The sequence below is a fragment of the Saccharothrix sp. ALI-22-I genome, assembly GCF_001984175.1.
GTDB lineage: Bacteria > Actinomycetota > Actinomycetes > Mycobacteriales > Pseudonocardiaceae > Actinosynnema.
Map to the genome: position 1 here is coordinate 1 of NZ_MTQP01000057.1, position 14,187 is coordinate 14,187.

The following is a 14,187-nucleotide window of genomic DNA, read 5'->3' on the forward strand; positions in this document are numbered from 1 at the left end:
TTTCGGTGGTCATTGCGGTTGGGGAACACCCGGTCCCATTCCGAACCCGGTAGTTAAGCCTTCCAGCGCCGATGGTACTGCACTCGTGAGGGTGTGGGAGAGTAGGACGCCGCCGAACATTCTTCCCTGAAAGGGCTTGTGGTTGGGGGCACATTGATTTGTGCTCCAAACCGCAAGCCCTTTCGGCGTGTCCACAGTAGGAGGAGCTAGTGTCCAGGTTCGGGGATCGACCCGGCGACCGTCAGCGTGGCCAGGGAGACCGACCGCGCCGATCCGAAGACGGTGGCCGTGCCCAGGGAAGCCACAAGCCGAGCACTGGTGGCGGCCGCGACGCCCGCGGGGGTGAACGGTCGACCGGTGGTGGTTACCCGCGCCGCGACGACCGACCGAGCTACGACAAGCCTCGCGGTTCCGACCGTCGAGATGACAACCGAGGCGAGCGTCCTCGCTACGACAAGCCCCGTGACGACCGTGGCGCTTCCCCGCGCCGGGACGACAATCGGGGTAGCGGTGCTCGCCGGGATTCCGGTGACCGCCCCCGCTATGACAAGCCTCGCGATGACCGCGGTGGCGAGCGCAGCAGTTACCCGCGTCGCGACGACCGCACCGGTGACCGGGGCGGGTTCCGGCGCGACGACAGCCGTGGTGAGCGCAGCAGCTATCCCCGCCGCGACGACCGCTCCAGCACTGACCGTTCCAGCAGTGACCGTGGTGGCTACCCGCGTCGTGATGACCGTGGTGGCGAGCGGACCAGTTACCCGCGTCGGGATGACCGGCCGTCTGGTGACCGTGGCGGTTACCAGCGCCGCGATGACCGGCCCAGTGGTGACCGTGGCGGGTTCCGCAAGGACGACCGTGGCGGTGAGCGCAGCAGCTACCCGCGCCGGGATGACCGGCCGAGCGGTGACCGTGGTGGGTTCCGCAAGGACGATCGCGGTGGCGAGCGCAGCAGCTACCCCCGTCGCGACGACCGTGGTGGCGAGCGCAGCAGCTACCCGCGTCGCGATGACCGGCCGTCTGGTGACCGTGGCGGTTACCAGCGCCGGGACGATCGACCGAGCGGTGACCGTGGCGGTTACCCGCGCCGCGATGACCGTGGTGGTGCGGGTGGCGGTGAGCGGCGCGAGTTCCGACCGCGTGACGACCGCTCCGGCACGGACCGCTCCAGCAGTCGCCCCAGCAGTGACCGTGGTGGCTACCCACGTCGCGACGATCGTGGTGGCGAGCGGACCAGTTACCCGCGTCGGGATGACCGGCCGTCTGGTGACCGTGGCGGTTACCAGCGCCGCGATGACCGGCCCAGTGGTGACCGTGGCGGGTTCCGCAAGGACGACCGTGGCGGTGAGCGCAGCAGCTACCCCCGTCGTGACGATCGTGGTGGTGCGGGTGGCGGTGAGCGGCGCGAGTTCCGACCGCGTGACGACCGCTCCGGCACGGACCGCTCCAGCAGCCGTCCCAGCAGTGACCGTGGTGGCTACCCGCGTCGGGATGACCGGCCCAGTGGTGACCGTGGCGGGTTCCGCAAGGACGACCGTGGTGGCGAGCGCAGCAGCTACCCCCGTCGGGACGACCGGCCCCGCTACGACAAGCCGGCTCACGACAAGCCGGCTCACGACCGTCGGGACGAGCGCAGCCGTGACCGGGCCGCGCGGTTCCAGGAGCGGACCGCGCAGACCGACGACCAGCAGGTCACCGAGGACACGTCGGCTGATGTCGAGGCGACCGCAGTCGACGCGGTTGACGTGGTCGACGTGGACACCCCTGACACCGACGGTCACGAGATCGCGGTCGCGCCGGTCACCGATGAGCCGGTGACGGCGGAGGCCGAGGCTGAGCAGGACGAGGCTGAGCAGGACGAGGCCGACGTCGAGGACGCGGAGGGCGAGGCGCCCGAGGTCGACACCGACGGTGCGGTTGAGAGCGCTGTTGAGGCTGTTGAGGCTGTCGAGAGTGCCGATGAAGCTGAGCCGGCCGTCGACCGGCCTGCGGCGGCTGCCGAGGCTGTAGACGCCGATGAGCGGGTGTTCACTCGTGCTCGCACGCCTGAGCTGCCCGACGACGCCGACATCTCCATCCTCGACCCCGAGGTGAAGCAGGAGCTGCGCGGCCTGCCCAAGGGCCTGGCCGACATCGTCGGTCGGCACCTGGCGGCGGCGGGGATGCTCATCGACAGCGAGCCGGAATTGGCGCTGGAGCACGCGCGGTACGCGCGGTCGAAGGCGGCACGGGTCGCGGTGGTTCGTGAGGCCGCTGGGTTGACCGCGTACCACGCCGGTGAGTGGGCCGAGGCGTTGTCCGAGCTGCGTGCCGCGCGGCGGATGTCGCACGGCACCGGGCACGTCGCGGTGATGGCCGACTGCGAGCGGGCGCTGGGGCGTCCGGAGCGGGCCATCGAGCTGGCGCGTGAGGCGCAGGTCGCGCTGCTGCCCCCGGACGAGGCGGTGGAGCTGCGGATCGTCGCGGCCGGCGCCCGTCGGGACATGGGGCAGTTGGAGGCGGCCGTGGTGGCGCTCCAGGGTGATGACCTGGACGCGAAGCGGCGTGAGCCGTGGAGTGCCCGCCTGTTCTACGCCTACGCGGACAACCTGGCCGCCGCCGGCCGCACCGAGGAAGCCGTCAAGTGGTTCCTCAACGCCGCGCAGGCCGACGACGACAACGAGACCGACGCCGCCGAGCGGGCGTTCGACCTCAGCCCGCAGGACTGAGACCCGCTAGACAGGACCGAAGTCACGTCTGAAGGCTCGGCACCACCCGGTGCCGAGCCTTCAGACTGTGTGTACCGGACACGATCGGAGACGCCTGTGCTGCTGGCCCGCTATGACGCCCTCCTCCTGGATCTCGACGGCACGGTCTACCGGGGCCGGGAAGTCGTGCCCGGCGCGGTCGAGGCCGTCGCCGCCGCCCGCGAACACGGCACCGGCATCCGGTTCGTCACCAACAACGCGTCCCGTTCGCCGGAGACCGTCGCGGAGCACCTGAACGAACTCGGCTTCCACGCCGCGCTGGACGAGGTGAGCACGAGCGCCCAGGCGGGCGCGGCGATGCTGCTGGACCTGGTGCCGCAGGGCTCGAACGTGCTGGTCCTCGGCACGGACGCGTTGGCCGAGCAGGTGCGGCTGCGAGGGTTCCAGCCGACCGACAGCGGTGACCACGCCCAAGCCGTCGTCCAAGGCCTGTCGCAGGACTTGGGGTGGCGTGAGCTGGCCGAGGCGTGTGTGGCGATCCGGAATGGCGCGCACTGGGTCGCGTGCAACGTGGACGCGACGCTGCCCACCGAACGCGGTCTGCTGCCCGGCAACGGTGCCCTCGTCGCCGCGCTGAAGACGGCGACCGGCGTGGAACCGCTGGTGGCGGGCAAGCCGGCGACGCCGCTGCTGGAGCAGGCCGCGAAGTCCGCCGGCGCGCAACGGCCGCTGGTCGTGGGCGATCGGCTGGACACCGACATCGCGGGCGCGGTCAACGCGGGCATGGACTCGTTGCTGGTACTCACGGGCGTGTCCACGGAGGCCGAGGCACGCGGCCTGCCCGAGGACCGGCGTCCGACGTACGTGGCCGCCGACCTGTCCGTGCTGCATCGGCTACCTTGAATCACGTGAGCTTCGAGGTTCCCCTCCCCGGCCCGCCGCGTGATCCCGTGGCCGGGATCGACGACGCCCTGGCCGGTCTCGACGGGCTGGATCAGCTCGACGTGGTCGAGCACGTGGCCCGGTTCGACGACGCGCACACCGCGTTGACGGCCGCGTTGTCCACCATCGACAAGGTCTGACCGGTGCCGCGCAGGGCACGGCTGGATGCCGAACTGGTCCGCCGCGGGCTGGCCAGGTCACGTGAGCACGCCACTCAACTCGTCGCCGAGGGCCGGGTGACCATCCGCGGCACGGTGGCCACGAAACCGGCCACCGCCGTCGAAACGGACACCGCGCTGGTCGTCCGCGACACCGACGACCCGAACTACGCCTCACGCGGCGCGCACAAGCTCGTCGGCGCGCTGGAGGCGTTCGACACGATCACCGTCAAGGGCAGGCGGTGCCTGGACGCGGGCGCGTCCACCGGCGGGTTCACCGACGTGCTGCTGCGCGAGGGCGCCCGGCAGGTCGTCGCGGCCGACGTCGGCCGGGGTTTGTTGGACTGGCGGTTGCGCACGGACGACCGGGTCGTGGTCAAGGACAAGACGAACGTCCGGTCGTTGACGCCCGAAGACATCGGTGGTCCGGTTGAACTCGTGGTGGCCGATCTTTCGTTTATCTCGTTGAGGCTGGTGCTTCCGGCGCTGGCCGCGTGCCTCGACGAGGAGGGCGATTTGCTGCCGATGGTGAAACCCCAGTTCGAGGTCGGTAAGGAACGTCTCGGTTCGGGCGGTGTGGTGCGGGACCCGGAACTGCGGGCCGAGGCAGTGCTGGACGTCGTCACGTCCGCGACCGGGCTCGGCCTGCGGCTGCACGGCGTCACCGCGAGCCCGTTGCCGGGACCGTCGGGCAATGTCGAGTTCTTCGTCTGGCTGCGTCGGGGCGAAGCCCTCGACGCCGCGGACGCCACCGCGCTCGTGCGCGCCGCCGTAGCGGAAGGACCGCAGTGACCAGGGAGATCCTGTTGGTCGTCCACACCGGACGGCGCAGCAACGTGCTGGTGGCCCAGGAAGTCGCGGCGCGGTTCTCGGCGGGTGGGGTGAAGCTGCGGGTGCTGGAGGACGAGGCGCCCGAGCTGGACCCGTCGTGCTTCACGCAGGTCGTGTTGGCCGACGAGAAGGCCGCCGAGGGCGCCGAGTTGGTGTTCGTGCTCGGCGGTGACGGCACGCTGCTGCGCGCGGCGGAGTTGGCGCGGGCGGCGGGTGTGCCGGTGCTCGGGGTGAACCTGGGCCGGGTCGGCTTCCTGGCCGAGGCCGACTCCGACGCGCTGTACGAGGCGATCACGCACGTCATCGACCGGGACTACGAGGTCGAGGAGCGGATGACGCTCGACATCACCGCGTCGGTGGACGGCGAGGTGCTGGAGGGCACGTGGGCGCTCAACGAGGCCAGCGTGGAGAAGAGCACCCGGGAACGCATCCTGGACGTCGTGGTGGAGGTGGACGGCCGGCCGGTGTCGGCGTTCGGCTGCGACGGAGTGCTGGTGGCGACTCCGACCGGGTCGACGGCGTACGCGTTCTCCGCCGGCGGGCCGGTGGTGTGGCCGGACGTGCAGGCGCTGCTGGTGGTGCCGAGCAACGCGCACGCGCTGTTCGCCCGGCCCCTGGTCGTGTCGCCGGCGTCCGTGGTGGCGTTGGAGGTCGATCCGGAGGGCCACCCGGCGGTGTTGTGCGCGGACGGTCGCCGCACGGTGAACCTGCCGCCGGGGGCGCGGGTCGAGGTCGTCGGCGGCAGCACCCCGTTGCGGCTGATCCGGTTGCGGCAGGGCCCGTTCACCGACCGGTTGGTGGAGAAGTTCGAGCTGCCGGTGCAGGGGTGGCGTGGTCCGGCCGCCGGATACCCGATCAGCTAGATCAACAGGAGAACACCCGCCCCCGAACACACGCTTTGTCCGCGTCGCCCAGTAGTGTTCGGCACGTGCTGGCCGAGATGCGCATCCAGGGCCTCGGTGTGATCGACGAGGCCACCCTTGAACTCGACGCCGGTTTCACCGTGGTGACGGGCGAGACCGGCGCGGGTAAGACGATGGTGGTGACCGGGCTCCACCTGTTGGGGGGTGGTCGCGCCGAAGCGTCCCGTGTGCGCAACGGTGCGGACAAAGCGGTGGTGGAGGGGCGGTTCCAGGCTCCCGCGGGCAGCCCGGCGGCGAAGGTCGCCGAGGAGGTCGGCGGTGAGCCGGACGACGACGGCAGCGTGATCGCGATCCGCACCGTCGGCGCCGACGGCCGCTCACGGGCCCACCTGGGCGGCCGGTCCGTGCCGGTGGGCGTGCTGGCCGAGCTGGCCGAGCAGCTGCTCGCGGTGCACGGCCAGAACGACCAGCTGCGGCTGCTGCGGCCCGGTGAGCAGCGGGCGGTGCTCGACCGGTTCGCCGGTGACGAAGTCGCCGACCCGTTGCGGTCGTACCGGAAGGTCCGCGACGAGTGGCTGCGGGTGGCGACGGAGCTGACCGAGCGGACCGCGCGGTCGCACGAGCTGGCCCGTGAGGCCGAGATGCTGCGGCACGGTCTGACCGAGATCACCTCGGTCGACCCGAAGCCGGGCGAGGACGAGGAGCTGGTCGCCGAGGCGCGCCGGCTCGCCGACGCCGACCAGTTGCGCGAGGCGGCGTCCGGCGCGCAGTACGCGGTGGCGGGCTCGCCGGACGGTGACCCGGACGTCCCCGGCGCGCTGGGGTTGATCGGCGAGGCGCGGCGGCGGCTGGTGGCTTCCGACGACCCGAAGCTGCGTGACCTGGAGTCCCGGCTGGTGGAGGCGGAGACGCTGCTGGCCGACGTGGGCGCGGAGATCGCGTCGTACCTGGAGCACCTGGACGCCGACCCGGCGCGGTTGGAGCAGGTGCTCGCCCGCCAGGCCGAGCTGAAGTCGTTGACCCGCAAGTACGCGGCGGACGTGGACGGCGTGATCGCGTGGGCGCAGGACGCGTCGTCGCGGCTGGCCGGGCTGGACACGTCGGACGAGGCGTTGGCGGCGTTGGCCGCGCGGCGCGACGAGCTGGCGGTGGAGCTGGCCGGGTACGCGCAGCGGGTGACCGCCGAGCGGTCCGCCGCGGCCGAGGAGCTGGGCCGGGCGGTGTCGGAGGAGTTGACGGGCCTGGCCATGCCGCACGCCACGGTCGAGGTCGTGGTGCGGCCACGGGTGGCCGAGGCGGGCGACGCGCAGGCGTTGCAGGTCGGCGGGCAGCGGCTGCACGCGGGCGCCAGCGGCGTGGACGACGTGGAGCTGCGGCTGATCGCGCACCCCGGCGCGCCCGCGCTGCCGGTGCACAAGGGCGCGTCCGGTGGTGAGCTGTCGCGGGTGATGCTGGCGCTGGAGGTGGTGCTGTCGCACTCCGACCCGGTGCCCACGCTGGTGTTCGACGAGGTCGACGCCGGTGTCGGCGGACGGGCGGCGGTGGAGGTCGGCCGGCGGCTGGCCCGGTTGGCGCGCAGCCACCAGGTCATCGTGGTCACGCACCTGCCGCAGGTCGCCGCGTTCGCCGACCGGCACCTGGTGGTGGACAAGACCGCGGACGGCGTGCTGACCCGCAGCGGTGTGCGGCGGCTGGACGAGTCGCAGCGGGTGGTGGAGCTGGCCCGGATGCTGGCGGGCATGGACTCGACCGACACGGGTCGCGCGCACGCCGAGGAGCTGCTGGCGGCGGCGAAGGCCGACAAGGAGAGCGTCCCTGTGGTGCGGCGCAAAGCGAAGAAGAAATGAGACGGCGGCTGCTCGGCGCGGCCTTGCTGGTGGTGGCCGGCGTCGCGGCCGTGGTCGGCACGTTCCTGCCGTTGTTCTGGGAGGGCAGCGACTTCGGACAGACCCGGCTCGGGTTCACCACGACGTCGTGGGAGATCACCACCGACAGCGATGAGCTGGACGTGGACCTCATGCTCGGGCAGAGCCCCCAGTTCGGGGTGCCGATCGTGGTGTCGGCGGTGCTGCTGGCGGTCGCGGCGGCGCTGGTGTTCCTGCCCGAGTCGCAGCGCCTGGCCGCCCGCTACACCGCGATCGCCGGGACGGGTCTGCTGGCCGGCGCGGTGTCGGCGACCGGCTCGGTCGTCGTGTCGGCGGTCGCCGACGTGTCTGCGACCGACCTCCGCAGCTTCACCCAGGAAGCCGGGGCAGGCATCCTGGTGCTGGGCGCGTCGGTGGTGGTCGCGGTGGTGGGTGTGGTGCTGCTGCACGCCCGGCGCGCGCAGCCGCTTCCCGACGGGCCGGTGGTGTACCGGGTGGACGACACCGGGGGCGACGACGACACGGACACCCCGCCGTTCGGGATTCCGGTCCAGGGCGTCGAGGTCGCGCAGATCCCGCAGACCGAGTACGAGCGGCCCTCCGACGCCTCGGGCAGCGACCGGTGACGCGGCTGGTCGGCGTGGTCGCGCTGGTGATCGGCGCGGCGCTGACCCTGGTCGGCACGTTCCTCCCGCTGTACACGCAGGTCTTCGAGTTCGGCGGCGTCATGTCCGGCGAGACGGTGGAGATGGGCCAGGACTCCTGGGGCGTCCTCGACTCGGAGCCGTGGCGCGAACGTGAGGCCCGGTACGGCGTGCCGATGGTCGTCGCGGTCGTCCTGATCGTGCTGGGGGCGGCGTTCACCGGCCGGATGTGGGGCAGGCTCGCCGCGATCAGCGGCGCGATGCTGCTGACCGGGAGCGTGTGGCTGGTCGGCCAGCAGCTGCTGGCCCTGTTCGCGCTCGGCGGCCCCGGCATCACGATCACCACCGAACTCGGGCTGGGCAGTTTCACGCTCGCCGCCGCGACCCTGGTCGTGCTGGTGGGCGCGCTGCTGGTGCAGGACTGGCCGCCGCGCGCGCCGAAGCCGGACCCCGGTGTGGCGGTGGTGTACCGGCTGGACGACGACGACACCGATACCCCGCCGTTCGGCTTCCCGGTCGTGCTGGAGGAGGAGCCACGGTGGCAGCCGGAGCGCGGTAGCGCCCCGGACACCGAGGAGAAGGCCCCGTGAGCCGCCGCGCGATCGCCGTCGTCAGCATCGGCGCGGGCGCGCTGTTCGTGGTGCTGGGGTCGTTGTTCCCGCTGTACGGGACGGAGATCTACACGCGGTTCGTGCCGCCGGGCGGGCAGCCGTCCGGCGCCCGCGGCACGATCGCGCTCACCGCGTGGGAGCTGATCCGGGACCCGGTGCCGCCGGCGGACGTGCGGGGCGACGGCGACAGCTTTCCCACCTACGGCCACAGCCTCGTCGTCGCTGCCGTTCTGGCCGCCATCGGTGCGGGTCTGCAACTGCGCTCGCCGCTGCTCGCGGCGATCGGCCGGTTCGGTGTGCTCGTCGGTTTCGGGCTGGTCGTCGGCACGCTGTGGACGGCGTTGGAGACGCTGCGACAGCTGTTGGGCGACGGCGGCTCGGTCAACGGCGGCTCGGAGCAGTTCGTCGGCACGGGCACGTGGATGATCGGCGGCGCGGTGCTGGTGATGTTGGTCGGTGTGGTGCTGGCGCAGGACTGGCCGGCACGGCTACCGCGGCCCACCGGCGTGTCGGTGTACCAGGTGGACGACGACGACACGCCGCCGTTCGGCATCGCCATCCCGGTCTCGGAGCTGGAGGTGCCCGCGACCGATCCCTCGACGCCCGTGCCGCCCGTGCCGCCCGCCGCCGAGCCCGAGCTGTCGGGCGACGATCGTCACCCTACCGGGGGTAATCCGTCCACTGTGGAGCCGTGACGGTACTGACCAGCCCGGACCACTCGGCGTGTTGGCCGCCTAACCTCGTGCGACGTGAGTCACCATCGGTTCATGAAGCTCTCCGGGTTGCTCGGCCGCACGAACCACGCACTGCCAGGCGTCACCGGCGTGGCGCGGGTCGATCGGCGCTCGGGTGACCTGCTGCGCCGGCTCAGTCCCGGTGACGTCGCGGTCCTCGACCACGTCGACATCGACCGCCGCACGGCCGAGGCCCTGGTGCACGCCGAGGTGGTGGGCGTGGTCAACGCCTCGCGGTCCATCTCCGGCCGGTTCCCGAACCTCGGCCCGGAGCTGCTGGTCGAGGCGGGCATCCCGCTGATCGACGACGTCGGCACGTCGGTGCTGCGGGAGCTCAAGGACGGCACGAAGGTGCGGCTGCACGAGGGCTCGGTGTTCGTCGGCGAACGGGAGGTGGCGCGCGGCGTCGAGCAAAATGCCGAGTCGATCGCCGACGCGATGATCGAGGCCAAGGCGGGCATGGCCGCGCAGTTGGAGGCGTTCTCCGCGAACACCATCGAGTTCCTGCGCCGGGAACGGGCGCTGATCCTCGACGGTGTCGGCGTGCCGGAGCTGTACGTGCCGATCCGCGACCGGCAGGTGCTGGTCGTCGCGGGCGGCCCCCGGCACGCCGAGGAGCTGCGCAGACTGCGCAAGTACATCCGCGAGCACCGGCCGGTGCTGATCGGCGTGGAGGCGGGCGCGGACACCCTGCACGACGCCGGGTTCAAGCCGGACATCATCGTCGGCGACCCGGACGGCATCGGCACCGAGACGCTGAAGTCCGGCTCCGAGGTCGTGGTGCCGGCCCAGGTCGACGGTCACGCGCCCGGCCTGGAGCGCATCCAGGACCTGGGCATCGGCGCGGTGACGTTCCCCGCGTCCGGCAACGCCGAGGACCTGGCGCTGCTGCTGGCCGACGTGCACGGCGCGACGCTCGTGGTGACCGTGGGCCTCCAGGCCGGGCTGCGGGAGTTCCTGGACCGCGGGAACGGTGGGTCCACCCCCTCGACGTTCCTCACCCGGCTCAAGCTGGGCAACAAGCTCGTGGACTCCCACGCGGTCGCGACGCTGTACCGCAGCCGGGTGTCGTTGGGCCTGATAGCGCTGTTGGTGTTGGCCGCGGTCGTGGCGATGGCGGCCGCGCTGGCGGTGTCCGGGGTCGGGCAGGTCTACGTGGACCTGGCCGCCGACGCGTTCCGATCCGTCGTCGACTGGTTCAAGGGGTTGTTCGCGTGATTTCGCTGCGCTACCACATCGTCTCCATCACCGCGGTGTTCCTGGCGCTGGCCGTCGGGGTGGTGATGGGCTCCACCGCGATCAGCGGCCGGCTGCTGTCCGGGCTCAGTGACGACAACAGCGCGCTGGGCCGGGAGGTGGCCGCACTGCAAGCGCAGCGCAACGGCCTGGACGCCCGGCTCGCCGACGCGGACCGGTTCGCCACCTCCGTCGGCCCGCTGGCCGTGAAGGGGCAGCTGGCCGAGCGGACCGTCGTGCTGGTGACCACCGCCGACGCCAAGCCGAACGACCGGGACGCGCTGGCCGAGCTGCTGCGCGCGGCCGGCGCCACGGTCACCGGCGAACTGCAGCTCACCGAGTCGTTCGCCGACCCGGACAAGGCCGACCAGCTGCTCAACCTGGTCGCCCGGCTCCAGCCCGCGGGCACCAAGCTGCCCACCGCCGCCGACCCCGGCACCCGGGCGGGCGGTCTGCTGGGCACGCTGCTGCTGCTCCGCAAGGACGACAACCAGCCGCAGGCCACCGCGGACGAGCTGGCGGCGGGGTTGGGCGGGCTGTCCAGCGCCGGGTTCGTCAAGCCGGGGGAGGGTCTGCGGCCCGCGCAGCTGGCCGTGGTGCTCACCGGCGGCGCGGTGGCCGGCGACTCGGCGGCCGACCGGGCGGCGGTGGTGGCGCGCTTCGCCACCCAGCTGGACCGGTCCGGCGCGGGCGCGGTGCTGGCGGGCGGTGACCGGTCGGCCGAGGGGACCGGCCCGGTCGGCGTCGTGCGGGCGGACACGGCGGCGACATCGGTGCTGTCCACCGTGGACAACCTCGACACCGCGGCCGGGCGCGTGGTGACCGTGCTGGCGCTGCGTGAGCAGGTGGAGGGCAAGGCCGGGCGGTACGGGGTGGCGGGCAACGCGGAGGCGCCCGCGCCGGGCACGGCGGGCTGACACGCGGGCCGACACGCGGGCTGGAACGCGGGCCGAAACCGGGTGTTTTCGCTCGGTTCCCGAGCCTGTGGACTCTTGTTCGGATGGCCCTAGGCCATCCGAGTGACACGCCACCGGACCCACCAGCGCGCTGGGTGACCGGTGGCGTGTTAGCGTTAGGGCCCGTGGACAGGGCGCTGAGCTGTGCGGAACCACCGCAGCCGGCCCCTAGCGGAAATCCAGACCACGGGGAGCCTCCTTGGTGCAGCAGGCACGTACGACCAAGCACGTTTTCGTCACCGGGGGTGTCGCGTCCTCCCTCGGCAAGGGGTTGACCGCGTCGAGCCTCGGTCAGCTGCTCACCGCTCGTGGTCTCCGGGTGACCATGCAGAAGCTGGATCCGTACCTCAACGTGGATCCGGGCACGATGAACCCGTTCCAGCACGGCGAGGTGTTCGTCACCGACGACGGCGCGGAGACCGACCTCGACATCGGGCACTACGAGCGGTTCCTGGCGCGCGACCTGTCAGGTGACGCGAACGTCACCACCGGGCAGGTGTACTCCGAGGTCATCGCCAAGGAGCGGCGCGGCGAGTACCTGGGCGATACCGTCCAGGTGATCCCGCACATCACCGACGAGATCAAGCGGCGCATCCGGGCCATGGCCGAGCCGGGACCCGACGGTGTCACCCCCGATGTGGTGATCACGGAGGTCGGCGGCACGGTCGGCGACATCGAGTCGCTGCCGTTCCTGGAGGCGTGCCGGCAGGTGCGCCACGACGTGGGCCGGGACAACGTGTTCTTCCTGCACGTGTCGCTGGTGCCCTACCTGGCGCCGTCGGGTGAGCTGAAGACCAAGCCGACGCAGCACTCCGTCGCGGCGCTGCGCAACATCGGCATCCAGCCCGACGCCATCGTGTGCCGGGCCGACCGGGAGATCCCGGACGCGTTGAAGCGCAAGATCGGCCTGATGTGCGACGTGGACAACGACGCCGTGGTGGCGGCGGTGGACGCGCGGTCGATCTACGACATCCCCAAGGTGCTGCACGGCGAAGGCCTGGACGCGTACGTGGTGCGGCGGCTCGACCTGCCGTTCCGCGACGTCGACTGGACCGTGTGGGGCGATCTGCTCGACCGGGTGCACAACCCGTCCGAGAAGGTGCGCATCGCCCTGGTCGGCAAGTACGTCGACCTGCCCGACGCGTACCTGTCGGTGACCGAGGCGCTGCGCGCGGGCGGGTTCGCGCACCGCACCAAGGTCGAGATCGTGTGGGTGCCGTCCGACGAGTGCCAGACGCCGTCCGGCGCGGTGCACGCACTGGGCGGGCTCGACGCGGTCCTCATCCCCGGCGGGTTCGGGGTGCGCGGCATCGAGGGCAAGATCGGCGCGATCACCTACGCGCGGACCCGCGGCATCCCGCTGCTGGGCCTGTGCCTGGGGTTGCAGTGCCTGGTCATCGAGGCGGCGCGGAACCTGGCGGGTATCGCGGACGCGAACTCGTCGGAGTTCGAGGACACCGGGTCGCCGGTGATCAGCACCATGGCCGACCAGGAGGACGTCGTCTCCGGGCAGCGGGACATGGGCGGCACGATGCGGCTCGGCGCGTACCCGGCCTCGCTGGTGCCGGGGTCGCAGGTGGCGAAGGCTTACGGGTCGCTGGAGGTGTCCGAGCGGCACCGGCACCGGTACGAGGTCAACAACGCCTATCGCTCGCAGTTGTCGTCGGCGGGGTTGGTGTTCTCCGGGACGTCGCCGGACGGGCGGTTGGTGGAGTTCGTGGAGCTGCCGGCCGACGTGCACCCGTTCTTCGTGGCCACGCAGGCGCACCCGGAGCTGAAGTCGCGTCCGACGCGTCCGCACCCGCTGTTCGCGGCGTTCGTGAAGGCGGCGTTGGACTACCGGCTGGCCGACCGGCTGCCGTTGCCCGAGACGGCGGGGGCCGCGCAGTGACGGCTCGGCACGAGTTCGAAGCGGTGTCGTCCCGGGACGTCCACGTCGGGCGGGTCGTGGCGTTGCGGGTGGACGAGGTCGCCATGCCTGGTGGCGGAACCGCGTCGCGCGAGGTGGTGGAACACCTCGGTGCGGTGGCGGTGGTGGCCTTGGACGAGGCCGGTGCGGTGACGTTGATCCACCAGTACCGGCACCCGTTGGGGCGTCGGCTGTGGGAGCTGCCCGCCGGGTTGTTGGACGGGGGTGACGAGACGCCGTTGACGGCCGCCCGACGCGAGTTGGCCGAGGAGGTCGGGCTGGCGGCGTCGGACTGGGTGACGTTGGTGGACGTCGCCGTGTCCCCCGGGTTCACCGACGAGGTGGTGCGGGTGTTCCTGGCCCGTGGGCTCACCGTGGTGGACCGCGACGTGCAGGGCGAGGAGGAGGCCGACTTGGAGGCGAAGAGCTTCCCGTTGGCCGAGGCGGTGGACATGGCATTGGCGGGGGAGATCGTGAACGGCCCCGCCGTGTCCGGCCTCCTCGCCGCGCACGCCGTGATCACCTGCGGTGCCCAAGCCCGCCCGTCCGACACCCCCTTCCCCGACCGCCCCACCCGCTTCGCCGCCCGCCACCCCTGACCCACCCCCGGCCGCGCGTGTCCTACGTCTGGAATGCGCGTGTCCTACGTTCAGAACGTGCATGTCCTACGCTCGGAACGCGTGAGTTGAACGTTCAGGTTCGCCGTGCCGGAGGCCTGCGGTGTTCTGAGTGTTCAACTCGGCTGTTCTGAACG

Annotated in this window: 14 protein-coding genes and 1 rRNA gene; 14 read left to right on the plus strand and 1 reads right to left on the minus strand. The window is 72.0% G+C overall.

Annotated elements, in window-relative coordinates:
- Position 1: 1 nt before the first annotated feature.
- Positions 2 to 118 (plus strand): 5S ribosomal RNA (gene rrf / locus ALI22I_RS16200).
- 88 nt (positions 119 to 206) lie between these two features.
- Here the strand turns inward: rrf and ALI22I_RS49235 are convergent.
- Entirely contained in the window at positions 207 to 1,778 is a 1,572-nt protein-coding gene (locus ALI22I_RS49235; RefSeq protein ID WP_143532239.1) for a hypothetical protein, read from the minus strand.
- Here ALI22I_RS49235 and ALI22I_RS49240 point away from each other — a divergent pair.
- From ALI22I_RS49240 to ALI22I_RS16265, 13 genes are all read left to right on the plus strand, one after another.
- Positions 1,752 to 2,705, plus strand: coding sequence for a hypothetical protein (locus ALI22I_RS49240; RefSeq protein WP_238598394.1), 954 nt, complete (start codon positions 1,752 to 1,754; stop codon positions 2,703 to 2,705). The two genes, ALI22I_RS49235 and ALI22I_RS49240, sit on opposite strands and share 27 nt — an antisense overlap.
- Before the next feature lie 69 nt (positions 2,706 to 2,774).
- Complete coding sequence (locus ALI22I_RS16210) at positions 2,775 to 3,587, plus strand: HAD-IIA family hydrolase (protein WP_338013495.1); 813 nt, start codon at positions 2,775 to 2,777, stop codon at positions 3,585 to 3,587.
- A gap of 5 nt (positions 3,588 to 3,592) precedes the next feature.
- Positions 3,593 to 3,766: a hypothetical protein gene (locus ALI22I_RS50890; RefSeq protein ID WP_179118254.1), complete on the plus strand. Its 174-nt coding sequence runs from the start codon at positions 3,593 to 3,595 to the stop codon at positions 3,764 to 3,766.
- Positions 3,767 to 3,769: 3 nt separating this feature from the next.
- On the plus strand, positions 3,770 to 4,576 hold the full coding sequence (locus ALI22I_RS16220; RefSeq protein WP_077006341.1) for a TlyA family RNA methyltransferase: 807 nt from the start codon (positions 3,770 to 3,772) through the stop codon (positions 4,574 to 4,576).
- On the plus strand, positions 4,573 to 5,478 hold the full coding sequence (locus ALI22I_RS16225; RefSeq protein ID WP_077006342.1) for an NAD kinase: 906 nt from the start codon (positions 4,573 to 4,575) through the stop codon (positions 5,476 to 5,478). The genes ALI22I_RS16220 and ALI22I_RS16225 overlap by 4 nt, the downstream gene beginning before the upstream one ends.
- Before the next feature lie 65 nt (positions 5,479 to 5,543).
- Positions 5,544 to 7,325, plus strand: coding sequence for a DNA repair protein RecN (recN, locus tag ALI22I_RS16230; protein WP_077006343.1), 1,782 nt, complete (start codon positions 5,544 to 5,546; stop codon positions 7,323 to 7,325).
- The gene (locus ALI22I_RS16235; RefSeq protein ID WP_077006344.1) at positions 7,322 to 7,969 is read left to right on the plus strand and encodes a hypothetical protein; all 648 of its coding nucleotides are present in this window, start codon (positions 7,322 to 7,324) and stop codon (positions 7,967 to 7,969) included. Before recN ends, ALI22I_RS16235 begins: the two co-directional genes overlap by 4 nt.
- Positions 7,966 to 8,577, plus strand: coding sequence for a hypothetical protein (locus ALI22I_RS16240; RefSeq protein ID WP_077006345.1), 612 nt, complete (start codon positions 7,966 to 7,968; stop codon positions 8,575 to 8,577). Before ALI22I_RS16235 ends, ALI22I_RS16240 begins: the two co-directional genes overlap by 4 nt.
- The gene (locus ALI22I_RS16245) at positions 8,574 to 9,293 is read left to right on the plus strand and encodes a hypothetical protein (RefSeq protein WP_077006346.1); all 720 of its coding nucleotides are present in this window, start codon (positions 8,574 to 8,576) and stop codon (positions 9,291 to 9,293) included. Before ALI22I_RS16240 ends, ALI22I_RS16245 begins: the two co-directional genes overlap by 4 nt.
- A 72-nt stretch (positions 9,294 to 9,365) precedes the next feature.
- Positions 9,366 to 10,550, plus strand: coding sequence for a putative cytokinetic ring protein SteA (steA, locus tag ALI22I_RS16250; protein WP_077006347.1), 1,185 nt, complete (start codon positions 9,366 to 9,368; stop codon positions 10,548 to 10,550).
- On the plus strand, positions 10,547 to 11,485 hold the full coding sequence (locus ALI22I_RS16255) for a copper transporter (RefSeq protein WP_077006348.1): 939 nt from the start codon (positions 10,547 to 10,549) through the stop codon (positions 11,483 to 11,485). Before steA ends, ALI22I_RS16255 begins: the two co-directional genes overlap by 4 nt.
- A gap of 241 nt (positions 11,486 to 11,726) precedes the next feature.
- Entirely contained in the window at positions 11,727 to 13,415 is a 1,689-nt protein-coding gene (locus ALI22I_RS16260; protein ID WP_077006349.1) for a CTP synthase, read from the plus strand.
- Positions 13,412 to 14,032: an NUDIX domain-containing protein gene (locus tag ALI22I_RS16265; protein ID WP_077006350.1), complete on the plus strand. Its 621-nt coding sequence runs from the start codon at positions 13,412 to 13,414 to the stop codon at positions 14,030 to 14,032. Before ALI22I_RS16260 ends, ALI22I_RS16265 begins: the two co-directional genes overlap by 4 nt.
- The last annotated feature ends 155 nt before the right edge of the window (positions 14,033 to 14,187 follow it).